Source organism: Burkholderia sp. HI2714 (genome assembly GCF_002223085.1).
In the GTDB taxonomy this organism is placed as follows: Bacteria; Pseudomonadota; Gammaproteobacteria; order Burkholderiales; family Burkholderiaceae; genus Burkholderia; species Burkholderia lata_D.
Window position 1 is genome coordinate 85,955 of record NZ_NKFM01000012.1, and the last position, 22,686, is coordinate 108,640.

General features: G+C 68.1%; 21 protein-coding genes. 13 read left to right on the top strand and 8 right to left on the bottom strand.

Translation table 11 applies throughout. The features are described from left to right. Position 1: 1 nt before the first annotated feature. Both pyrF and CFB82_RS03260 read left to right on the top strand, forming a co-directional pair. Positions 2-829, top strand: coding sequence for an orotidine-5'-phosphate decarboxylase (pyrF, locus tag CFB82_RS03255; protein WP_069247098.1), 828 nt, complete (start codon positions 2-4; stop codon positions 827-829). A gap of 221 nt (positions 830-1,050) precedes the next feature. Continuing rightward, complete coding sequence (locus CFB82_RS03260; RefSeq protein ID WP_089483410.1) at positions 1,051-2,109, top strand: phosphorylcholine phosphatase; 1,059 nt, start codon at positions 1,051-1,053, stop codon at positions 2,107-2,109. A 38-nt stretch (positions 2,110-2,147) separates the two neighbouring features. Here the strand turns inward: CFB82_RS03260 and CFB82_RS03265 are convergent, their stop codons facing one another. Genes CFB82_RS03265 through thiL form a run of 3 tightly spaced genes read right to left on the bottom strand, consistent with a single transcriptional unit; the run spans position 2,148 to position 4,219 of the window. Further along, entirely contained in the window at positions 2,148-2,648 is a 501-nt protein-coding gene (locus CFB82_RS03265; protein ID WP_034186407.1) for a CinA family protein, read from the bottom strand. Positions 2,649-2,679: 31 nt separating this feature from the next. Next, positions 2,680-3,231, bottom strand: a complete 552-nt coding sequence (locus tag CFB82_RS03270; RefSeq protein WP_089483411.1) for a phosphatidylglycerophosphatase A family protein — start codon at positions 3,229-3,231, stop codon at positions 2,680-2,682. Beyond that, positions 3,221-4,219 (bottom strand): thiamine-phosphate kinase, encoded by a 999-nt coding sequence (gene thiL, locus CFB82_RS03275; RefSeq protein WP_089483412.1) that lies wholly within the window; start codon positions 4,217-4,219, stop codon positions 3,221-3,223. The genes CFB82_RS03270 and thiL overlap by 11 nt, the downstream gene beginning before the upstream one ends. A 135-nt stretch (positions 4,220-4,354) precedes the next feature. On the opposite strand from thiL, the gene CFB82_RS03280 reads away from it, so the two are divergent. The 5 genes from CFB82_RS03280 to CFB82_RS03300 all read left to right on the top strand — a co-directional run bounded on the left by CFB82_RS03280 (position 4,355) and on the right by CFB82_RS03300 (position 9,933). Then, positions 4,355-6,697, top strand: coding sequence for an NADP-dependent malic enzyme (locus CFB82_RS03280; RefSeq protein ID WP_306426959.1), 2,343 nt, complete (start codon positions 4,355-4,357; stop codon positions 6,695-6,697). Between the two features lie 378 nt (positions 6,698-7,075). Next, complete coding sequence (locus CFB82_RS03285) at positions 7,076-7,507, top strand: ribonuclease domain-containing protein (RefSeq protein ID WP_031398890.1); 432 nt, start codon at positions 7,076-7,078, stop codon at positions 7,505-7,507. A 16-nt stretch (positions 7,508-7,523) separates the two neighbouring features. Continuing rightward, positions 7,524-8,087 carry a barstar family protein gene (locus tag CFB82_RS03290; protein ID WP_069247103.1) on the top strand — a complete coding sequence of 188 codons (564 nt, stop codon included), beginning with the start codon at positions 7,524-7,526 and terminating at the stop codon, positions 8,085-8,087. Between the two features lie 214 nt (positions 8,088-8,301). Then, complete coding sequence (locus CFB82_RS03295; RefSeq protein WP_089483414.1) at positions 8,302-9,045, top strand: hypothetical protein; 744 nt, start codon at positions 8,302-8,304, stop codon at positions 9,043-9,045. 66 nt (positions 9,046-9,111) lie between these two features. Continuing rightward, positions 9,112-9,933, top strand: a complete 822-nt coding sequence (locus tag CFB82_RS03300) for a hypothetical protein (RefSeq protein WP_089483415.1) — start codon at positions 9,112-9,114, stop codon at positions 9,931-9,933. Between the two features lie 6 nt (positions 9,934-9,939). Here the strand turns inward: CFB82_RS03300 and CFB82_RS03305 are convergent, their stop codons facing one another. The 3 genes from CFB82_RS03305 to speE form a co-directional block, all read right to left on the bottom strand. Beyond that, complete coding sequence (locus CFB82_RS03305; protein WP_089483416.1) at positions 9,940-10,707, bottom strand: 16S rRNA (uracil(1498)-N(3))-methyltransferase; 768 nt, start codon at positions 10,705-10,707, stop codon at positions 9,940-9,942. Between the two features lie 17 nt (positions 10,708-10,724). After that, positions 10,725-11,141, bottom strand: coding sequence for a VOC family protein (locus CFB82_RS03310; RefSeq protein WP_069247106.1), 417 nt, complete (start codon positions 11,139-11,141; stop codon positions 10,725-10,727). Positions 11,142-11,303: 162 nt separating this feature from the next. Continuing rightward, entirely contained in the window at positions 11,304-12,161 is an 858-nt protein-coding gene (gene speE / locus CFB82_RS03315) for a polyamine aminopropyltransferase (protein ID WP_089444930.1), read from the bottom strand. Positions 12,162-12,377: 216 nt separating this feature from the next. On the opposite strand from speE, the gene tkt reads away from it, so the two are divergent. Next, a complete protein-coding gene (tkt, locus tag CFB82_RS03320) occupies positions 12,378-14,450 on the top strand; it encodes a transketolase (protein WP_089483417.1) in 2,073 nt (690 codons plus the stop codon). Positions 14,451-14,539: 89 nt separating this feature from the next. Continuing rightward, the gene (gene gap / locus CFB82_RS03325) at positions 14,540-15,550 is read left to right on the top strand and encodes a type I glyceraldehyde-3-phosphate dehydrogenase (protein WP_059500962.1); all 1,011 of its coding nucleotides are present in this window, start codon (positions 14,540-14,542) and stop codon (positions 15,548-15,550) included. 76 nt (positions 15,551-15,626) lie between these two features. Here the strand turns inward: gap and CFB82_RS03330 are convergent, their stop codons facing one another. Further along, on the bottom strand, positions 15,627-16,529 hold the full coding sequence (locus CFB82_RS03330) for a LysR substrate-binding domain-containing protein (RefSeq protein ID WP_089483418.1): 903 nt from the start codon (positions 16,527-16,529) through the stop codon (positions 15,627-15,629). 151 nt (positions 16,530-16,680) lie between these two features. Here CFB82_RS03330 and CFB82_RS03335 point away from each other — a divergent pair, with 151 nt between their 5' ends. From CFB82_RS03335 to CFB82_RS03350, 4 genes are all read left to right on the top strand, one after another. Continuing rightward, complete coding sequence (locus CFB82_RS03335; protein WP_060194647.1) at positions 16,681-17,454, top strand: SDR family NAD(P)-dependent oxidoreductase; 774 nt, start codon at positions 16,681-16,683, stop codon at positions 17,452-17,454. A 156-nt stretch (positions 17,455-17,610) separates the two neighbouring features. Continuing rightward, complete coding sequence (locus CFB82_RS03340; RefSeq protein ID WP_089483419.1) at positions 17,611-19,068, top strand: MFS transporter; 1,458 nt, start codon at positions 17,611-17,613, stop codon at positions 19,066-19,068. A gap of 69 nt (positions 19,069-19,137) precedes the next feature. Continuing rightward, positions 19,138-20,094, top strand: a complete 957-nt coding sequence (locus CFB82_RS03345) for a 2-hydroxyacid dehydrogenase (RefSeq protein WP_089483420.1) — start codon at positions 19,138-19,140, stop codon at positions 20,092-20,094. 10 nt (positions 20,095-20,104) lie between these two features. Continuing rightward, the gene (locus CFB82_RS03350; RefSeq protein WP_089483421.1) at positions 20,105-21,163 is read left to right on the top strand and encodes an L-idonate 5-dehydrogenase; all 1,059 of its coding nucleotides are present in this window, start codon (positions 20,105-20,107) and stop codon (positions 21,161-21,163) included. A gap of 102 nt (positions 21,164-21,265) precedes the next feature. Here CFB82_RS03350 and CFB82_RS03355 read toward each other — a convergent pair whose 3' ends face one another. Then, positions 21,266-22,465, bottom strand: a complete 1,200-nt coding sequence (locus CFB82_RS03355; protein ID WP_089483422.1) for an MFS transporter — start codon at positions 22,463-22,465, stop codon at positions 21,266-21,268. Positions 22,466-22,686 lie beyond the last annotated feature (221 nt).

A 22,686-nucleotide genomic window follows, 5' to 3' on the forward strand; every position in this document is an offset into this window, starting at 1 on the left:
CATGTCTTCCCCGCTTACTTTCATCGAATCGCTGCGCGCCGCGTGGCAGCGCACTAACTCGCTGCTGTGCGTCGGCCTCGATCCCGAGCCGTCGCGTTTTCCCGTGCAGTTCGACGGCCAGCCCGACGCGATCTTCGAATTCTGCCGGCAGATCGTCGACGCGACCGCGGAATACGCGAGCGCATTCAAGCCGCAGATCGCCTACTTCGCCGCGCATCGCGCGGAAGACCAGCTCGAGCGGCTGATCGCGCACATCCACCTCCAGCATCCGGGCCTGCCGGTGATCCTCGACGCGAAGCGCGGCGACATCGGCAGCACGGCCGAGCAGTACGCGCGCGAAGCGTTCGAGCGCTACCGCGCGGACGCCGTCACGGTGAACCCGTACATGGGCTACGACTCGGTCGAGCCGTACTTCGAGCACGAAGGCAAGGGCGTGATCGTGCTGTGCCGCACGTCGAACCCGGGCGGTTCCGACCTGCAGTTCCTCGACACGAACGGCCGGCCGCTGTACCAGGTCGTCGCCGACCTCGCGGCGAACAAGTGGAACGCGAAGAACGGCCAGCTCGGCCTCGTGGTCGGCGCGACGTTCCCGAAGGAAATCGAGATCGTGCGCGGGATCGTCGGCGACATGCCGCTGCTGATTCCCGGCATCGGCGCGCAGGGCGGCGACGTGCAGGCGACCGTCAACGCGGGCCGCACGGCCGACGGCACCGGCATGATGATCAACTCGTCGCGCGCGATCCTGTACGCGAGCAAGGGCGAGGATTTCGCCGAAGCCGCGGCGCTCGCCGCGCAGAAGACGCGCGACACGATCAACGCGCATCGTTGATGTCGCACCGGCCGCCTTCCCGGGCGGCCGGTTCCGGCCAGCCCGCACGCGCGGGCCCGGGCCGTTTTCCCTCCTGGTTCCCGCCTTTCCGCCTGCCCGACTCGCACTGGCGCACGCGGACAACTTCCCGTCGCTTCCGCACTGCATCCCCGCGCGCCAATCGCGCGATGCTCCCGCTTGTCATCGATCTGTCACGAAAATGTCAAGAAAGGAGCGACGCCATGCCCAAGCTGTCCCGACGTCTTTTGAGCGCGCTAGCCGCGTCGTTGTGCATGAGCTTCGCCCATGCGGCGGATCTCTCGCACTGGCCGGCCGATAGCGCGAAGGCGCTGAACGCAATGATCGCTGCGCACGCGCACCGCGGCGACTACGCGGTGTTCGACGCCGACAACACGACCTACCGCTACGACCTCGAGGAGTCGCTGCTGCCGTACCTCGAGAGTCGCGGCGTGCTGACGCGCGACACGCTCGACCCGTCGCTGAAGCTGATCCCGTTCAAGGATTCCGCCGACTACCGGGAATCGCTGACGAGCTATTACTACCGGCTGTGCGAGATCGACGACCTGGTCTGCTACCCGTGGATCGCGCAGGCGTTCGCCGGCCAGTCGCTGGCCGACCTGAAGCGCCACGTCGACGCGATGCTCGCCGATGGCAAGCCGATTCCGATCCGTTACTGGCAGGGCGACAAGGTGGTCGACGGTACGGTGAACCCGCCGCGTTTCTTCCGCGGGATGCAGGAGCTGTACAACGCGCTGCGCGAGAACGGGATCGAGGTCTACGTGATGACCGCCGCGCACGAGGAGCTCGCGCGGCTCGTGCTGTCCGACCCGAAGTACGGCTACAACGTGAAGCCGCAGAACGTGATCGGCGTGACGACGCTGCTGCGCAACCCGGCGACCGGCGCGTTGACCACCTCGAGATTGCAGATCAAGGCCGGCAAGTACGACGAGGCCGCGAACCGCAGCCTGGTGATCACGCCGTTCCTGATGAACCCGATGACGTGGTACGAAGGCAAGCTCGGCTCGATCGTCGGCTGGATCGACCAGTGGAAGAAGCCGGTGCTCGTCGCGGGCGACACGCCGACGTCCGACGGCTACATGCTGCTGAACGCGACCGACGTCGCGCGCGGCGGCGTGCGCGTGTGGGTGAACAAGAAGGACAAGCAGATGGCGCAGATCCGCGCATGGTCGGATGAATCGGCCGCGCGGCAGAAGTCGCTCGGCCTGCCGGTGACGGCGGACAAGAACTGGATCGTCGTGAAGCCCGACGCGATCCAGTAAGCGGGCACGCGGGGGCGCGGCGTGCGCCTCCGGCCCGATCAGCCCTCGCGCTCGTCGAGCAGCTTCAGCAGCCCGCGCAGTGCATGCGCGGCCGCCTGCGTGCGGATCTGTTCGCGGTCGCCCTTGAACACGAGCGTCTCGACGTCGGTGTGCAGCCGATTGCTCCAGCCGAACGACACGGTGCCGACCGGCTTCTTCTCGCTGCCGCCTGCGGGGCCCGCGATGCCGGTGACGGACAGCGCGACCTGCGCGCGGCTGTTGCGCAGCGCGCCTTCGGCCATCGCGCGCGCGACGGGCTCGCTGACGGCACCGTGCTTGTCGATCAGGTCGGGCGGCACACCGATCATCTCGATCTTGGCCTGGTTCGAATATGTGACGAAGCCGCGCTCGAACCACTGGCTGCTGCCGGAGATGTCGGTGATCGCCGCGGCGATCATGCCGCCGGTGCAGGATTCGGCGGTGGCGAGCGTCAGGTGCTCGTCACGCAGCTTGTTGCCTGCGCGGATCGCAAGCTGGTGGACGACGGAATCGGTTGGCATGCGCGTCGGGAAACGGAAGTCGGAAAATCGGTCAGCCGACGACGGAGCGCCACAGGGCGATCACGAGCAGCGTCATGAACGCGGCGACCAGGTCGTCGACCATGATGCCGAGCCCGCCTTTCAGGCGGCGCTCGACATAGCGGATCGGCGGCGGCTTGAGCATGTCGAAGAAGCGGAACGCGACGAACGCCCACAGCTGGCCGACGAAGGTCGCGGGCGTGACGAACAGCATCACGAGCCAGATCGCGACGATCTCGTCCCAGACGACGGCGCCCGGATCGGCAGAACCCATCTTCCTCGCAGTGAAATCGGTGAGCCACGTGCCCGCCACGAAGCCGACCGCGATCAGCGCCCACCATTCGGGCACCGTCAGGTAGCGGTTGAGCACGACGAACGTGAGCCAGCCGAACAGCGAGCCGAACGTGCCGGGCATGATCGGCGCGAGCCCGCTGCCGAAGCCGAGCGACACGATGTGCGCCGGGTGCGACAGCATGAAGCGTGCGGTCGCGCGTCGCGGCGCGTTGCCGCCGGATGTGGCGCCGGGCTCGGCCGCGGTGTGCGCGGGCGTCGGGTCAGTCTGCATGGAAGTGGTCGAAGCCGTGCAACGTGAGAGCGAGAGGCGCGCCGGCGGCGTCGCGCCACGCGATCGCGGGCGGGTCCGACGGCGCGGACAACGCGCGTATTGTACCGATTCGGGTGACCGCCACGCCGGCCGTTACGCCGGCTGCTTCGATCGCCGCGCGGGCCGCCGCCGGCGCGGTGAAGCACAGTTCGTAGTCGTCGCCGCCGGCCAGCGTGCAGCGGCGCTGTACGTCGGGCGGCAGCGTCGCGAGCGCGGCCGAGCGCGGCACCGCGTCGGCATCGATTTCGGCGCGCACGTTCGAGCGGGCCAGGATGTGCTGCAGGTCGCCGGCGAGGCCGTCCGACAGGTCGAGCGCCGCGTGCGCGACGCCCGCGAGCGCGAGGCCGAGCGCGATGCGCGGTTCGGGGTACTCGAGCGCGCGCCGGAATGCGGCCGCTTCGTTCGCGCCGGCCGCCCATTCGCCGCGCGCGACGCCGAGGCCGGCGCGCGCATCGCCGAGCGTGCCGGACACCCAGACGTCGTCGCCGTCGCGTGCGGCATCGCGGCGCAGCGCCGCGTCGGGTGCGACTTCGCCGAATACGGTCACGCACAGGTTCAGCGGGCCGCTCGTCGTGTCGCCGCCGATCAGCTCGCAGCCGTAGCGCTCGGCGAGCGCGAACAGCCCGTTGCTGAACGCTTCCAGCCACGCGGCGTCGGCACGCGGCAGCGCGCACGCGAGCGTGAACGCGCGCGGCTCGGCGCCCATCGCCGCGAGGTCGGACAGGTTGACCGCGAGCGTCTTGTGGCCGAGCGCGTCGGGCGCGACGTCGGGGAAGAAGTGGCGGCCTTCCACCAGCATGTCCGTCGAAATGGCCAGCAACTTCCCGGATCGGGGCGTGATCAACGCGCAGTCGTCGCCGATGCCGAGCGTCGACGCACGGGCGCCCTGCGCGGCGCGGCGCGTGAAGAAGCGTTCGATCAGCGAAAACTCGGAGAGGGCGGCTGGCACGGCGGATGGATCCGAAACGATGGAAGGAACGGCATTGTACGAGGCGAGCGGCTGCGTTCCTGCACCGTTCAGTACAATTTTGTCGCGGCTGTTGCACCCGAATCGCCGGTCTGGCGGCCGATGATTGGCGCTACAATGCCGTCGAAGAGTTATTCTAATCCGCCCGCCAAGAGACACATGTCTACCCAAGCCTCCTCCAAAGCCAAACTCCGCGAAGCCGCGCTCGACTATCACGAATTCCCGACCCCCGGGAAAATCGCGATCGCCCCGACCAAGCAGATGATCAACCAGCGCGACCTCGCGCTCGCGTACTCGCCGGGTGTGGCGTACGCGTGCGAGGAGATCGTCGAGAATCCGCTCAACGCGGCGCGCTTCACCGCGCGCAGCAACCTGGTCGGCGTCGTCACGAACGGTACGGCGGTGCTCGGTCTCGGCAACATCGGCCCGCTCGCGTCGAAGCCGGTGATGGAAGGCAAGGCGGTGCTGTTCAAGAAGTTCGCGGGCATCGACGTGTTCGACATCGAGCTGAACGAATCGGACCCGCACAAGCTCGTCGACGTGATCGCCGCGCTGGAGCCGACCTTCGGCGGGATCAACCTGGAAGACATCAAGGCGCCGGACTGCTTCATCGTCGAGCGCGAAGCGCGCAAGCGGATGAAGATCCCGGTGTTCCACGATGACCAGCACGGCACCGCGATCGTGGTGGCCGCGGCCGTCACGAACGGGCTGAAGGTCGTCAACAAGGACATCAAGAAGGTCAAGCTCGTCGCGTCCGGCGCGGGTGCGGCCGCGCTCGCGTGTCTCGACCTGCTGGTCGACATCGGCCTGCCGATCGAGAACATCATCGTGACCGACCTGGCGGGCGTGGTCTACAAGGGCCGCACCGAGCTGATGGATCCGGACAAGGAGCGTTTCGCCCGCGAAACGGAAGCCCGGACGCTGGCCGAAGTGATCGACGGCGCGGACATCTTCCTCGGCCTGTCGGCCGCCGGCGTGCTGAAGCAGGAGATGGTGAAGGGCATGGCCGAGCGCCCGCTGATCCTCGCGCTCGCGAACCCGACGCCGGAAATCCTGCCGGAACTCGCGCTCGAAGTGCGCCCGGACGCGGTGCTGGCCACGGGCCGCACCGATTACCCGAACCAGGTCAACAACGTCCTGTGCTTCCCGTTCATCTTCCGCGGCGCACTCGACGTCGGCGCGACGACGATCACGCGTGAAATGGAGATCGCGGCCGTCAACGCGATCGCCGAGCTCGCGCAGCACGAGCAGAGCGACATCGTCGCGACCGCGTACGGCATCCAGGATCTGTCGTTCGGGCCCGAATACCTGATTCCGAAGCCGTTCGATCCGCGCCTGATCGTGAAGATCGCGCCGTCCGTCGCGCAGGCCGCGATGGACGGCGGTGTCGCGACGCGCCCGATCGAGGACATGGACGCGTACAAGCAGCACCTGCAGCAGTTCGTGTACCACAGCGGCACGACGATGAAGCCGATCTTCCAGATCGCGCGCGCCGCGCCGGAAGAGAAGAAGCGCGTCGTGTTCGCGGAAGGCGAAGAAGAGCGCGTGTTGCGCGCCGTTCAGATCATCGTCGACGAAAAACTCGCGAAGCCGATCCTAATCGGCCGCCCGTCGGTGATCGAGCACCGTATCCAGCGCTACGGCCTGCGCCTGACGCCGGGCACCGATTTCACGGTCGTCAACACCGAGCACGACGAGCGCTACCGCGACTTCTGGCAGACGTACTACAAGATGATGGCGCGCAAGGGCATCAGCGAGCAGCTCGCGCGCGTCGAGATGCGCCGCCGCACGACGCTGATCGGCTCGATGCTGGTGAAGAAGGGTGAAGCGGACGGGATGATCTGCGGCACGATCAGCACCACGCACCGCCACCTGCACTTCATCGACCAGGTGATCGGCAAGCGCCCGGGCTGCAGCGTGTACGCGGCGATGAACGGCCTCGTGCTGCCGGGCCGCCAGATTTTCCTCGTCGACACGCACGTGAACGTCGATCCGACCCCGGAAGAGCTGGCCGAGATCACGATCATGGCGGCGGAAGAAGTGCGCCGCTTCGGCATCGAGCCGAAGGTCGCGCTGGTGTCGCACTCGAATTTCGGCACGAGCAACGCACCTTCGGCGAAGAAGATGCGCGATACGCTCGCGATCCTGCAGGATCGCGCGCCGGAGCTGAAGGTGGACGGCGAGATGCACGGCGACGTCGCACTCGACGCGGCGCTGCGCAAGGAAATCCTGCCGGAATCGACGCTGGAAGGCGAAGCGAACCTGCTGATCCTGCCGAACATCGACGCCGCGAACATCGCGTACAACCTGCTGAAGACGGCCGCGGGCAACAACATCGCGATCGGGCCGATCCTGCTGGGCGCAGCGCAGCCGGTGCACGTGCTGACCGAATCGGCGACCGTTCGCCGCATCGTCAACATGGCGGCGCTGCTGGTCGCCGACGTGAACGCCACGCGCTGAGCCAAAACGAACGCGCCAGGCCGGTCGAATCGGCGTGGCGCGTCGCGCGAAATTGTAAACAAAAGCAAAAAGAGGCGTGCCCGCAATGGGCACGCCGCGGGCAGGGCGCAAACGCGCTTCCCTCAAGCAACAGCAGCATCTCTCTCCACTCAGCGTAGCGAGCACGGCAAGGAGGCAGAGTCTTGCCATGCCAGAGATGCCGCCTGCATTTTATCTCATGCAAGGTAAATGTAGTGTGATTTGGGTAAAAAATGCGCAATTTCGGGTATCACTGGTCTTTCGATTCCCAAACGGACATTGATTCGCGCGGCCAATAACGCTACGCTAACGCCTTTGTTGGTCGTCAACTACTTGATTTAACAGCGGGAACCCTGGTTCATGGCACGCAAGTGGCTCCGCAACGGCGCGCTCGCGTCCGTCTTCGCGATGTTCGCGATGGGTATCGTCGGCACGCCGACGGGCAGTCTGGTTTCCGCCGCTTACGCACGGGAGGCCGTTCCGGCCGACGTGGCGGCGAGCGGGCTCGATACGATTCCGACCGCCCGTCTTCCGCGCGAGGCCGTGACCACGCTGGGCCTGATCGGCGCCGGCGGTCCGTATCCGTACGAGAAAGACGGCGTCGTGTTTGGCAACCGCGAGCGGATCCTGCCAAAAGCGAAGCGCGGCTACTACCATGAGTACACGGTGCCGACGCCGCGTGCCCGCAATCGCGGCGCCCGCCGGATCGTCTGTGGCGGGCCATTGCGCCGGATCGACAACTGTTATTACACGGGCGACCACTACAACAGTTTTAAACGTATTGTTGAATGACTTCGGGACGAATGGCATGAGCGACTCCATCTACGCGCACGAAACGGCGGCGGCGGAACTGTTCGCGGCCGGCGACGGCAATCTGTTTCAGCGCGTGATCCAACTGCACGCGGCGGCGCAGGCTGGCAGCACGCCGGAGCAACAGGAAGCCGAGCCCGGGCTTTCATCGAACGAGGAGCCTATGAGCCTTTTCACGACCGTGCGACCCAATCTCGTGCAGTCGATCCGCGCGTTCCGCGTGCAGGATCTCGCCGACGAAGCCGGCCGGCTCGGCCAGCATTTCCTGTATGCGTTTTGCGGCGCCGCGCAATCGAAGCAGGAAGTGATGGAAACGATCGCGACGTCGTTCCTGTTCCCGAAACATTTCGGGAAGAACTACGATGCGCTGTACGACTGCCTGACCGACCTCGTCGCGAAGGCCGGCGCGCAGCCCGGGTTCGTGATCGTCCTCGAAGGGCTGCCGATCGCGCAGAAATTCGACAAGGAAGGCCGCGAGACGCTGCTGGACGTGTTCCGCGAGGCGGCCGAATTCTGGGCCGAGCGCAAGGTCGCGTTCCGCGTGTTCTACTCGTTCGCGTAAGCGCACGTCGGCCAGCGGCCGATTCGGCGATTCACCCTTCAGAAGCCCGCCTCGAGCGGGCTTTTTTGCGCCTGTGCGTGTTGCATGCGCTTGGCACGATCCGACACTGACCTTTCATCGCCCACTTTTTTCCGCGACAATCGTTCAGCCCGGGCGCAGCCGCCGTGCCGGGCGCATCACACCAGACCAACATTCGAGAGAGGGCCGTTTCCCCATGACCGCTACCCGATCAGCGGCGCGCACCCGTGCGTGCCATCCGCTCGTGTGCGCGCTGACCGCGTGCGCACTGTCGCTCGGCCTCCCGTCGGCCGCCCGGGCCGCCGTGCTGACCCCGGAGCAGACGACCGACCTGTATCTCGGCGCGTTCGTCAATGGCGACGCGTCGAAGGCCGAGCAGTTCAACGACGCAACGCGCACGCACTTCGATGGCGAGGGTGTGCTCGACGTGGCGGCCGTTGCGAAGCTCGCGGACAAATTGAGCGGGACGATCGTCGCGTCCATCCTGAACAAGGTGCCGGCGACGGTACGCACAACGGTGAACGGGCCGGTCACCGCGGCGATCGGGTCATTTCAGCATGCGCTCGCGCGTTCCGAGTGCAAGGCCACCGGTTCGACCCGGAAACCGAACGAATCCGTGAAAGGCGAATCGATCGCGACGGTCGAATTCGCGTGCCGCGTCGCCGAGGTGGAGCCTGGCTTGAGGGCGCTGCGGGAGACGGTCGACGAGCCGCGCTCGGAAGACGACAACGCGCGCGCGGCATATCTCGCGGCGTTCCTGAACGGTGTGGTACCCGTGTTCGACCACGCGCCGACGAGCCGGCCGATCACGGGCCGGATCGACCTGCATGGCACGGACGACAAGGGCTGGATCGCGGATTCCCCCGCCCAGGTGCTGCGGCCCGTCGTCAACGCGCTGATGAGCCAGATGCGTGACGCGAACGGCGACGCCGCCAATTAACCGGCAGCATTCGGGCCGCCGTGCATGTTGCCGGCGTGCCGGACATTCGAACGGGGGAAGTCAGCAATGAACGTTTTCACACGCGGGCTGCTGGTGGCCGCAGCCGTCGCTTCGATCGGGGGCGCGTCGGCCGCGGATGCCGCCGCGGCCGAACCGGCACCGACGCCGGCGGCGCAGGCCGCGTATCCGGCGGTCGAGCGGCTGCTTGGCGAGTTGCGCACGCGCTCGACGCCGGACCAGTATGCGGCGGTGGCCCGTGCGATTCACGCGTCGCCGGCGCTGGCCGGCCAACTGAACGAACTGGTCGATGCCGGGTTGTTGACGCGCATCGCGGTCGACAGCGGCGAACCCGCGCTCGGCCGGACGTCCGGCGCGTTGCGCAACGGCAGCGTCTGGATCCTGACGCCCGCCTTCGTCGAGAGCCAGGCGCCGCGGCGCCTGTCCCACGTCGTGCATGACGGCGACATCCTGCCGGACAACATGGTCTTCGCGCTGGGCTACATGGCGTGGCGTGCGAAGCACGATGCCGACGTGAGTCGCGAGGCCGCCGCATTGCGCGCATCGGACGACAGCGCGGACGAGAAAAAGCGGCGCTGGATCGAACTGAACACGCGGATCGATGCCGGCGGCTTCATCCAGGGCTGGAATGACACGGTCGATGCCGCCGCAGTGCAGCACGACGGCCGGCCGGTGGGAATTACGCAGATCGTGCCGATGCTGATGAACCTGCGCTATCGCGGTCCGTTGATCAAGGCGATCCAGGCGACGCCGCCGTTGCGCGTCACCGCGACGACCTTCCCCTTCGATGATGCGAGCATCGACGCGCTGGCATTGGCGCTCAAGGGTTCCAGCGTCATCGACATCGAGCCGTTGAGCGCCGCGCGCTGACGCGCATCACCATCCGCCCCAGCGCGCCGCGAGCGCCGCAAGCACGGCCGCGCCGGCCGTCTCGGTGCGCAGCACGCGCGGCCCGAGCGACAGCGCGGTGAACCCGCGTGCGCGTGCCGCATTTTCTTCGTCGGGCGACAGCCCGCCTTCCGGTCCGATCAGCAGCGTGACCGTTGCAGCGGGCGGCGCGTCGGGCAGCGACGCGAACGGGATGCTCGCGCGCGGCGACAGCAGCAGCCGCAGCTCGCCGTCGGCCGGTGCGGCCGGCAGCGCATCGAGCCATGCGTTGAAGCTGGTAACCGGCGCGACGTCGGGCACGCGGTTGCGCCCGCATTGCTCGCACGACGCGCGCACGACGCCGCGCCAGTGCGCGACGCGCTTGTCCGCCCGTTCGCCGGCGAGCTTCACGACGCCGCGCGCGGTCGACAGCGGCACGACCGCCGTCACGCCGAGCTCGACGGCCTTCTCGATCACCCAGTCCATCTTGTCGCCGCCGGCGATCCCTTGCGCGAGCGTCACGCGATAGGGCGGCTCGGCTTCGGCCGGTTCGAACGTGTCGATCTGCGCGAGCGCGCTGCGCTTGTCGATCTCGACGAGCCGCGCGCGGTACTGGCCGCCGGTGCCGTCGAACAGCGCGAGCACGTCGCCGGGCTGCAGGCGCAGCACCTGGGCGTGGCGCGCGACCTCGGCCGGCAATGCGAGCGTGGCGTCGGCGCGCAGTGCCGCGTCGACGAAAAAGCGCGGCACGGCCGCGGTGGTGGTGGCTTCGTTCATGCGTGTAACGGTTGGGGTCATGCGTCGAGGCGGCGCCCGAGCGCCCATCGGTAGCCGTCGAGGTCCTCGATCTGCGCGAACCGGTCGCCCCAGAACTGATCCTGCGGCGCGCTCAGCGATTTCGCGCCCGCGTCGAGCGCGCGCTGCCAGGTGGCGTCGACGTCATCGACGTATAGATAGAACGATTGCGGCGCGGTGGCGTTCGCACTCTTAGGTGTGAGCGCGGGCGAGCCGAACGCGCCTTCGGGCGCGAACATCACGATCAGTTGGCCGCGATAGGCCATCTCGACGTGCATGATCGCGCCGTCCTCGTCGTGCACGTCGCGTACCGTGAAGCCGAATGCGGCCTTGAAGAACTCGATGGCCGCGCGCGCGTTGCGTACGGCCAGGTAGGGCGTCAACCAAGGCACGTTGGCCGGACGTGGATCGGTCATTAAAATCTCCTGTGGGGGCGCTTGGGCACGTGTTCTGATTCCGTGCCCGGGCGTTCGTTCAGGGGGCGGCGCGGCGTCCGGGACGTTCCGCCCCGGTGCCATGCATCGCGAAGCCTGCCAGGACGCGATGGAAAAACGGAAGCGAGGCGGCCGCGCGGACGCTCAGCGGCGAACGCCCAGTGTATCGCGCAGCGCGCACGGCAGGGCAAAGAGGGCCGCATGAAGTCGCGCATCGTAGTAGCGCAATCCCTGCACGTGGCGTGCGGCGAGGCGTTCGTCGACGTCGTGCGCGAACAGCGCGGCCGCATCGAGCGTATCGCTCGCGATCGCCATCAGCCATTGGGACCCGTATAGCGGCACATGCGCGGACAGCGGATCGACGACCGCGAAGCTCGCGCGCAGATCGTCGAGCAGCGCGGCGATGCGCGCCGCGTGGAACTCCGGCGAGCCGAGGTGCATCGAGATCGCGCCGCACGGCGTGAGGATCCGCTTGAGTTGCGCGTAGAACTCGCGCGTATAGAGGCCGGCCGCGGGCGAATCGGGCGGCGTGAGGTCGAACACGACGAGATCGAAATGCTCGATGGTCGACGTGACGAAATGCGCGGCGTCGCCGATGACGACCTCGACGCGCGGGTCGTCGAGTGCGCCGTGGTGCACGTCGTCGAGATAGCGGCGCGCCATGCCGACCACTTCGTCGTCGAGCTCGGCGACGACGATCCGCTCGATGCATGCGTGCTTGAGCAACTGGCGCGCGGCGCCGCCGTCGCCGCCGCCGAGCACGAGCGCCTTCTTCGGGCACGGATGCGCGAGTGCGGCCGGGTGCGTCATGCACTCGTGATACACGTATTCGTCGCCGACCGACGTCATCGGCCGGCCGTCCAGCGTAAACAGGCGGCCGAGCTGCGGCGTTTCCCAGACTTCGATGCGCTGGTGCGGCGACGCGACGTGCGCGAGCCGGCGTGCGTTCGGGAATCCGTAGGCGGCGTTGGGCGTGGGATGGAAGAGAAGGGTCGTGCTCACGGGCGGGCGGCTCGGGGCGGGCAGTTCTGACGTCTGAATTATAGGAGGCGCGCGGTTGTGCGGAAAAGCGTGCCGGAACACTGTGCATGGACAAGGGAAATGTCAGCCCATCTGTTAAAATGACGAGCTTTGCAGCCCCGTCCGTAGGCTCCGTCCGCTTCGCGTCCGTCAGGCGCCGCACCGCGCGCCGGGAACGATTGACGCTCGAGCTTCCGGATGCCGCCGTGCCCCCGTTTCCTCGACTCGTTCTCCGGACTCGACATGACGACTTCGTCTCCCGCCTCCACCACCCTGATGGCCAACGCGATCCGTGCGCTCGCAATGGACGCCGTCCAGCAAGCGAACTCCGGCCACCCCGGCATGCCGATGGGCATGGCCGAAATCGGCGTTGCGCTCTGGTCGCGCCATCTGAAGCACAACCCGACGAACCCGCACTGGGCAGACCGTGACCGCTTCGTGCTGTCGAACGGCCATGGCTCGATGCTGCTGTACTCGCTGCTGCACCTGACCGGCTACGACCTGCCGATCGAAGAGCTGAAGAACTTCCGCCAGCTGCACTCGAAGACGCCGGGCCACCCGGAATACGGCATCACGCCGGGCGTCGAGACGACCACCGGCCCGCTCGGCCAGGGTCTCGCGAACGCGGTCGGCATGGCGCTCGGCGAAGCGCTGATGGCCGACGAGTTCAACCGTGACGGCGCGAAGATCGTCGATCACCACACGTACGTGTTCCTCGGCGACGGCTGCCTGATGGAAGGCATCTCGCACGAAGCCTGCTCGCTCGCCGGCACGCTGAAGCTGAACAAGCTGATCGCGCTGTACGACGACAACGGCATCTCGATCGACGGCGACGTCGTGAACTGGTTCCACGACGACACCCCGAAGCGCTTCGAAGCGTACGGCTGGAACGTGATCCCGCACGTGAACGGCCACGACGTCGACGCGGTCGACGCAGCCATCGCGAAGGCGAAGCTGTCGGACAAGCCGACGCTGATCTGCTGCAAGACGGTGATCGGCCAGGGCGCGGCGACCAAGGCCGGCGGCCACGACGTGCACGGCGCGGCGCTCGGCGCGGAAGAAATCGCGAAGACGCGCGCGGCACTCGGCTGGACCTGGGAGCCGTTCGTGATTCCGCAGGAAGTCTATGCGGCATGGGATGCGAAGGAAGCCGGCAAGCGCGCGGAAACCGAATGGGATGCGACGTTCGCGCAATATCGCGCCAAGTTCCCGGCAGAAGCCGCTGAATTCGAGCGCCGGATGGCCAACCAGCTGCCGGCCGACTGGGCGCAGAAGGCTGCGGCGATCATCGCCGGCGCGAACGAGCGCGCCGAGACGGTGGCGACCCGCAAGGCGTCGCAGCAGGCGATCGAAGGCCTGGCTGCCGTACTGCCCGAACTGCTCGGCGGCTCGGCCGACCTGACCGGCTCGAACCTGACCAACTGGAAGGCATCGAAGGCCGTCCGTGCGAATCCGGAAGGCCCGGGCGTCCAGCTGGGCAACCACATCAACTACGGCGTGCGCGAATTCGGCATGAGCGCCGCGATCAACGGCCTCGCGCTGCACGGCGGCCACAAGCCGTTCGGCGGCACGTTCCTGACGTTCTCCGACTACAGCCGCAACGCGCTGCGCGTGGCCGCGCTGATGAAGGTGCCGTCGATCTTCGTGTTCACGCACGACTCGATCGGCCTCGGCGAAGACGGCCCGACGCACCAGTCGATCGAGCACGTGTCGAGCCTGCGCCTGATCCCGAACCACGACGTATGGCGTCCGGCCGACACGGTCGAGACGGCCGTCGCGTGGACCCACGCGGTCGCCGCCGACCGTCCGTCGAGCCTGATCTTCAGCCGCCAGAACCTGGCGTTCAACCCGCGTACCGATGCGCAGATCGCGAACATCGAGAAGGGCGGCTACGTGCTGAAGGACTGGGACGACGAGATCGTCGCGCGCAAGATCATCCTGATCGCGACGGGCTCGGAAGTCGAACTCGCGATGAAGGCCGTCGAGCCGCTCGCGCAGCAAGGCATCGCGGCACGGGTCGTGTCGATGCCGTCGACCAACGTGTTCGACCGCCAGGACGCCGAATACCGTGAGCGCGTACTGCCGCACGGCGTGCGCCGCGTCGCGATCGAAGCGGGCGTGACGGCCTTCTGGCACAAGTACGTCGGCCTCGAAGGCGGCGTCGTCGGGATCGATACGTTCGGCGAATCGGCGCCGGCCGGCGTGCTGTTCAAATACTTCGGCTTCACCGTCGAGCACGTCGTCGAGACCGCCAAGGCCGTGCTGGCCTAAAGAGACATACGCGACGCGCGCCACCCCTCGCGCGCGTCGCACCGTGAAGCTGCACGAAACGAATTTTTTCAGCCATCAGGAGATAGACCATGACGATTCGCGTCGCAATCAACGGCTACGGCCGCATCGGCCGCAACACGCTGCGCGCGTTCTACGAGAACGGCAAGAAGCACGACATCGAGATCGTGGCGATCAACGATCTGGGCGATGCGAAGACCAACGCGCACCTGACCCAGTACGACACCGCGCACGGCAAGTTCCCGGGTGAAGTGTCGGTCGACGGCGACTACCTCGTCGTGAACGGCGACAAGATCCGCGTGCTGGCGAACCGCAACCCGGCCGAACTGCCGTGGGGCGAGCTGGGCGTCGACGTCGTGATGGAATGCACGGGCTTCTTCACGACGAAGGAAAAGGCCAGCGCGCACCTGAAGGGCGGCGCGAAGAAGGTGATCATCTCGGCACCGGGCGGCAAGGATGTCGACGCCACGATCGTCTACGGCGTGAACCACGACGTGCTGAAGGCCGAGCACACCGTCATCTCGAACGCATCGTGCACGACGAACTGCCTCGCGCCGCTCGTCAAGCCGCTGAACGACAAGATCGGCCTCGAAACCGGCCTGATGACGACGATCCACGCGTACACGAACGACCAGGTGCTGACGGACGTCTACCACGAAGACCTGCGCCGCGCGCGTTCGGCCACGCACAGCCAGATCCCGACGAAGACGGGCGCGGCCTCGGCCGTCGGCCTCGTGCTGCCGGAACTGAACGGCAAGCTCGACGGTTACGCGATCCGCGTCCCGACGATCAACGTTTCGATCGTCGACCTGTCGTTCATCGCCAAGCGCGACACGACGGTCGAGGAAGTCAACGCGATCATGAAGGAAGCATCGGAAGGCGCGCTGAAGGGCATCCTCGGCTACAACGACGCACCGCTGGTGTCGATCGACTTCAACCACAACCCGGCTTCGTCGACGTTCGACGCCACGCTGACCAAGGTGTCGGGCCGCCTCGTCAAGGTGTCGAGCTGGTACGACAACGAGTGGGGTTTCTCGAACCGCATGCTGGATACGGCTGTCGCATTCGCGAACGCGAAGTAATCCCGCACGTTGCGCGGCCGCCGCAGGGCGGCCGGCGCGGCGAACGAGCCCGGCCCGGTTTTCCGGCCGGGCTTTTTTATTGCCCGCCGTTCTTGCTCGATGCTGCCGTCACCTGCTCGAGCGCCGCGACGAACGCGCGCTTCAGCGGGCTGTCGAGGTCGGTCCATGCGAGGCCGATGCCGGTGCGGTGTCCGGCCAGGTCGAGCGGCCGCGCGAGCACGTTCGGCGGCAGCGCGCTGGCGGCTTCCGCCGGAATCAGCCCGATGCCCATCCCCGCCGCGACGAGCGCGAGCATCGTCGTGAATTCCCCGAACTCCTGCGCGATCTCGAGTGTCGTGCCCGCGCGGCTCAGCGCGAGCAGCATGTCGTCGTGAAAGCCCGGTGCGTAGCGGCGCGCGAGCACGAATGCGGGCTGGCCGCGCAGCGCGGCCGGCGAGATCGCATCGTGCACGGCGAGCGGATGGCCGAGCGGCAGCGCGACGACGAAGCCTTCCTCCAGCACCACGCGCGTGTCGATACCCGCATACGCGGCCGGCAGCCGGATCATCCCGAAATCGATCCGCCGGTCGCGCAGCGCGGCGATCTGGTCGGGCGTCGGCAGGTCCTTCAGTTCGAGCGTGATCAGCGGATAGCGCTCGCGCATCGTGCGCAGCACGGCCGGCAGCAGCACGGGCAGCACCGACGACACGAACGCGATCCGCAGCGTGCCGATCTCGCCGCGGCTCGACAGCCGCGCCATCTGCTCCGCGCGCGCGGCCTGCTGCAACGTGGCGCGCGCCTCGGGCAGGAACACGCGCCCCGTGTCGCTCAGTTCGACCTTGTGCCGGTCGCGCTCGAACAGGCGCGCGCCGAGTTCTTCCTCGAGCGCCTTGATCTGCATGCTCAGCGCGGGCTGCACGATGAACAGGCGCTGCGCGGCGCGCCCGAAATGCAGCTCTTCCGCGAGCGTGACGAAGGCGCGCAATTGCTTGAGTTCCATGGGCGGCGGGCAGGCAAGGGCGGTAATCAGATTTCATGATAACCGGATCAAAAAAGACCATTGGCGCGGCCCCCGGCCGGCAGCCGAAGATACCGTCAATGCGAGACCGGCCGCGATGGGCCGCCGGCTCGACTGGCACGAGGAGACACGCATGACCCACGCGCTTGAACGGTTCCGCCTCGACGGCCGCCGCGCACTGATTACCGGTTCCGGACGCGGGATCGGGCTGACGCTCGCCCGCGGGCTGGCCGAAGCGGGGGCGGCGATCGTCATCAACGATCGCAATGAGGAGAAGGCCGCGACGCTCGTGCGGCATCTGCGCGAGGAAGGCTTCACGGCCGACTACGCGGTATTCGACGTCGCCGAGCACGCGCAGGTGCGCGCGGCGATCGACGATTTCGAGGCGCGCGTCGGCGCGATCGACATCCTCGTGAACAACGCGGGCATCCAGCGCCGCGCACCACTCGACGCGTTCGAACCCGACGATTGGCATGCGCTGATGCGCGTGAACCTCGACGGCGTGTTCAACGTCGCGCAGGCCGTCGCGCGGCACATGATCGCGCGCGGCCGCGGGAAGATCATCAACATCTGCTCGGTGCAGAGCGAACTCGCACGGCCGACGATCGCGCCGTATGCGGCGACCAAGGGCGCGGTGCGGATGCTGACGAAAGGGATGTGCGCCGACTGGGCGCGCCACGGCATCCAGGCGAACGGCCTCGCGCCCGGCTATTTCGAAACCGAACTCAACCGCGCGCTGGTCGACGACGCGGCGTTCTCGGACTGGCTGTGCAAGCGTACGCCGGCCGGCCGCTGGGGGCGCGTCGACGAGCTGTGCGGCGCGGCGATCTTCCTCGCGTCGGCCGCATCCGATTTCGTGAACGGCCAGACGCTGTTCGTCGATGGCGGCTTGACCAGCGCCGTCTGAGCGGCGGCGCGCCCGCGCCGTGCGCGGCGTGCCGTTGCGCCGGCTGCGGCCGGCATCCGAATTCCCAGAAGAGCCCGCCGCACGAGCGGGCCGATGTCCCGGTCGCGCGATGCGCCGCCGGGTTCCGGAACGGAAGGCAGGAGACAGGAGACAACGATGGATCGCATTTCCCCGCCGCCCGCGCGGCACGATGCAGGGTCCGGTGCGCCGGGCGGGACCGTCGAGCGCCGCGGCGTCGACACGAAGCAGCTCAACCGCGCGGCATGGACCTGTTCGCTCGGCAGCGCGCTCGAATACTACGATTTCGCGTTGTACACGCTCGCATCGGCGCTGGTGTTCGGGCCGCTGTTCTTTCCCGCGCAGACCGCCGAGATGCGGCTGATCGCGAGCTTCGGCACCTACTTCGTCGGCTTCGCGGTGCGCCCGCTCGGCGGCGTCGTGTTCGGCGTGCTCGGCGACCGGATCGGCCGCAAATTCGTGCTGACCGCGACGGTGCTGCTGATGGGGATCGCGAGCACGCTGATCGGTGTGCTGCCGACCTTCGCGACGGCCGGCTACTGGGCGCCCGCGCTGCTGATCCTGCTGCGCATCCTGCAAGGCCTCGGTGCCGGCGCGGAGCAGGCCGGCGCCGCGGTGCTGATGACCGAATACGCGCCGCCGGGCAAGCGCGGCTTCTATGCGTCGCTGCCGTTTCTCGGCATCCAGCTCGGCACGGTGCTCGCGGCGGCCGTCTATTTCCTGCTGCTCGCGAACCTCGACCGCGTCACCGACGGCTGGGGCTGGCGCGTGCCGTTCCTGTTCAGCGCGGTGATCGTCGCGGTCGGGATCTACATGCGCGTGCGGCTGCACGAGTCGCCGACCTTCGTGCGGCTCGAGAAGCGTGCGCAGGTCCTGGCGAATCCGCTGAAGAGCGCCGTGCAGCATTCGAAGCGCTCGCTGCTGATCGGCATCGGCCTGCGGATGGCCGAGAACGGCGGCTCGTCGATCTACCAGGCGCTCGCGGTCAGCTATCTCGCCGGCGTGATCGGGATGAAGGGGCCGATCGGCGCGCTCGCGCTGGTGTGCGCGGCGACCGTCGGCGCGTGCACGGTGCCGCTGGCCGGCTGGCTCAGCGACCGTTTCGGCCGGGTGCGCGTGTATCGCACGTTTGCGTGGCTGCAACTCGCGCTCGCATTCCCGGTGTGGTGGATCTTCAGCCACGGCAACGTGATTGCGAGCGTGATCGCGATCTCGGTCGCGCAGGGCTTCGCGAACTGGGGGATGCTCGGCGCGCAGGCCGCGCTGCTGCCCGAACTGTTCGGCGCGCGCCATCGCTACATGGGCGTGTCGTTCTCGCGTGAAGTGTCGGCCGTGCTCGCGGGCGGGATCGCGCCGCTCGTCGGCGCGACGATCATCGCGACCGTGATCGCGCTGCACGGCGGCGACCACGCGGCCGGCGTGCGCGCGTGGGTGCCGATCGCCGCGTACCTGGTGCTGCTGACGCTGATCACGCTGTTCACGACGTCGCGGATGCCGGAAACCTTGAACCGCGATCTCGACGATCCGCTCGACGCGGCGCAGGCGGCGCAGGCGGCGCCGGCACCGGGCGCCGATCCGCTCGCGCGGCACGCATGAACGGGCCGGGCGGCTGACGCGGCCCGGCACGCTTTCGCATTCCACTTATCTCGACAGGAGCAAGCGCAGATGGCGCACGAATCGACCCAGCGGCCCGAACTGCTGATGACGGGCCCTTACCAGCCGTGGGACGACGCATGGCTGTCGGCAGGCTATGACGTCCACCGGCTGTGGGAGGCCACTGACCGCGCGGCGTTTCTCGCCGAACACGGCGCCGGCGTGCGCGCGATCGCGACGCGCGGCGATCTCGGTGCGAATGCCGCGCTGATCGCCGCGCTGCCGAAGCTCGAAATCATCTCCTGCTACGGCGTCGGCACCGATGCGATCGATCTCGCGGCCGCGCGCGAGCGCGGCATTCGCGTGACCAACACGCCCGACGTGCTGACCGGCGACGTGGCCGATCTCGGCGTCGGGCTCGCGCTCGCGATGATGCGCCGCATCGGCGCAGGCGACGCATACGTGCGCTCCGGCGCATGGCGCGATGGCGACATGCCGCTCGTCACGCGGCTGTACGGCAAGCGCGTCGGCGTGGTCGGCTTCGGCCGGATCGGCACGACGATCGCGCGCAGGCTGTCGGGCTTCGACGTCGAGCTCGGCTACTTCGACGTCGCACCGCGCGCGGACAGCCCGCACCGCTTCTTCGGCGACCTCGCCGAGCTGGCCGGCTGGTGCGACCTGCTGATCGTCACGCTCGCGGGCGGGCCGACGACGCGCCACCTCGTCGACGCCGCCGTGCTCGACGCGCTGGGGCCGCAAGGCTATCTGGTGAACGTGTCGCGCGGTACGACCGTCGACGAACCGGCGCTGCTCGACGCGCTCGAGCGCAACGCGATCGCCGGCGCGGCGCTCGACGTGTTCTGGAACGAGCCGCGCATCGACCCGCGTTTCCTCGCGTTGCCGAACGTGCTGCTGCAGCCGCACCATGCGAGCGGCACGATCGAGACGCGCCAGGCGATGGGCTGGCTCGTGCGCGACAACCTTGCCGCGCACTTCGCCGGCGAGCCGCTGGTCACGCCGGTCGTCTGAGGAGGCTGTCATGCGTATGCGTTGCATGTGTGTCGTGATCCACGGGCCGAACGACCTGCGGGTCGAAGAGCAGGACGCGGGCGAGATCGGCCCGGGCCAGGTGCGCGTCGATGTCGCGATGGGCGGCATCTGCGGCTCCGATCTCCATTATTTCCGGCACGGCGGTTTCGGCGCGATCCGGCTGCAGCAGCCGATGGTGCTCGGCCACGAGGTGGCCGGCACGGTCGCCGAAGTCGCGCCGGACGTGACGGCGGTGAAGGTCGGCGATCGCGTCGCGGTCAATCCGAGCCGGCCGTGCGGCGCATGCCGCTACTGCCTCGAAGGGCTGCCGAACCAGTGTCTCGACATGCGCTTCTACGGCAGCGCGATGCGGATGCCGCACGTGCAGGGCGCATTCCGCAACGCGCTCGTGTGCGACGCGGTGCAGTGCGTGAAGGTCGCCGATCACGTGCCGCTGTCGCTCGCGGCGCTCGCCGAACCGTTCGCGGTCGGGCTGCATGCGGTGTCGCGCGCGGGCCCGCTGATCGGCAAGCGCGTGCTCGTGTCGGGTTGCGGGCCGATCGGCGTGCTGGCGGTGGCGGCGGCGCGCGTGCACGGTGCGACGGAGATCGTCGCGACCGACGTCGTCGAGGCGCCGCTGGCCGTGGCGAGCGCGCTCGGCGCCGACCGCACGATCAACGCGGTGGCCGATGCCGGCTGGGTCGAGCGCTACGGCGCCGACAAGGGCACGTTCGACGTGATGATCGAGTGTTCGGGCAATGCGCGCGCGCTGCCTGACGGGCTGGACGTGATGCGTCCGCGTGGGGTCGTCGTGCAGCTCGGGCTCGGCGGCGATGTCAGCCTGCCGCAGAACGTCGTGGTCGCGAAGGAGTTGTCGATCTGCGGGTCGTTCCGTTTTCATGCGGAATTCGCGCTCGCGGTGCAACTGATCAACGCGGGGCGCGTCGACCTGAGGCCGGCCATCACGCGCGTGTTCCCGATGCGCGATGCGAACCTCGCGTTCGAACTGGCCGGCGACCGGCAGCGCGCGATGAAGGTGCTGATCGATTTCGCGGACGAGGCGGCGTGACGATCAAGCGCTAGCGCGCGACGGACGCTATCGACGTCGTCAAAAGAAGGCACGCCCGCGGTTCGCGGGACGTGCCTTTTTTCATGGTGGCGAGGAAACGACTTACTGCGTGACCTGCCGCACGCCGACGCGCTGCGATGCGAGCCACAGCGCGATCAGCACGCCGGCAAGCGCAGCGCCCGCGACACACACGCCGCGCCAGCCGTCGATGCCGTACGCGACGCTCGCCGCGAACGACCCGAACGCGCCGCCGATGAAGTAGCTCGTCAGGTAGATCGTCGTCACGCGGCTGCGCGCGTTGCCGGCCAGCGCATAGATCACGCTCTGGTTCGAGATGTGCATGCCCTGCACGCCGACGTCGAGCAGCAGGATGCCCGCGATCAGCGCCACGAGCGAGTGCGCGCCGGCGGCTATCAGCGCGAACGACGCGAGCACGGCCGCCGCGAACAGCCCCGTTGCCGCATTGCCGTGGCCGCGATCGACGAGCCGGCCGGCCGACGTCGCCGCGAGCGCGCCCACCGCGCCGACGATGCCGAACAGGCCGATCTGCCCTTCGGAATAGCTGTACGGCGGCTGGCTCAGCAGGAACGTGAGGCCCGTCCACAGCAGGCTGAAGCACGCGAACACGAGTGCGCCGTAGGTCGAGCGCAGCGCGATCAGCGGTTGTGTGCGCACCAGCGCGACGAGCGACTTCATCAGCGCCGCATAGTCGACGCGCGCATCGCGGCGATCCTTCGGCAGCTTCACGGCGAGCACGGCGGTCAGCGCCGCCACCATCACCGCCGCGATGCCGTACACCGCACGCCAGCCGAACCCGTCGGCGATCGCACCGGCCGCGACGCGCGCAAGCAGGATACCGAGCAGCAGCCCGCTCATCACGGTGCCGACCGCGCGGCCGCGCGAGCGTGCATCGGCGAGTGACGCGGCGAACGGCACGAGCAGCTGCGTTGAACAGGTGACGAAGCCGACCGCGACGTTCGCGACGACGAACATCGTGAAGTTCGTGCTGAACGTGACCGCGACCAGCGCAACGACGTTGAGCATCAGCAGCCGCACGATCAGCGTATGACGGTTGACCGCGTCGCCGAGCGGGACGATCAGCAGCAGGCTCGCCGCGTAACCGAGCTGCGTCAGCGTGACGAGATAGCCGAGTTCGGTCGGCGCGCGCCCGAAGCTGCGCGCGATCGCGGCGAGCAGCGGCTGCGCGTAATAGATGTTGCCGATGACGATGCCGCACGCGCAGGCGAACAGCAGCGTCATGCCGCGGGTCAGGGGAGGATGGGTGTCGTGATGCGGTTCCATGGTCGCGAAAAAACAGCGGCGCCGGCCGTCGGCACGGGGCCGTCGGATGCGCGGGGTGACGGAAATCGGGGCCGGCGTCGACGGATCGGCGGTGAGCCGATGCGCGCCGGGCGGATCGCGGCCGGGCCCGGATCGGGCGGGCGGTGGATCGTCGTGCGGCGGGCGGAGGCGGGGCGGGCCCGGGCGAGCCGTTCCGGTGCGGCGACAGCGGTCATGCACGG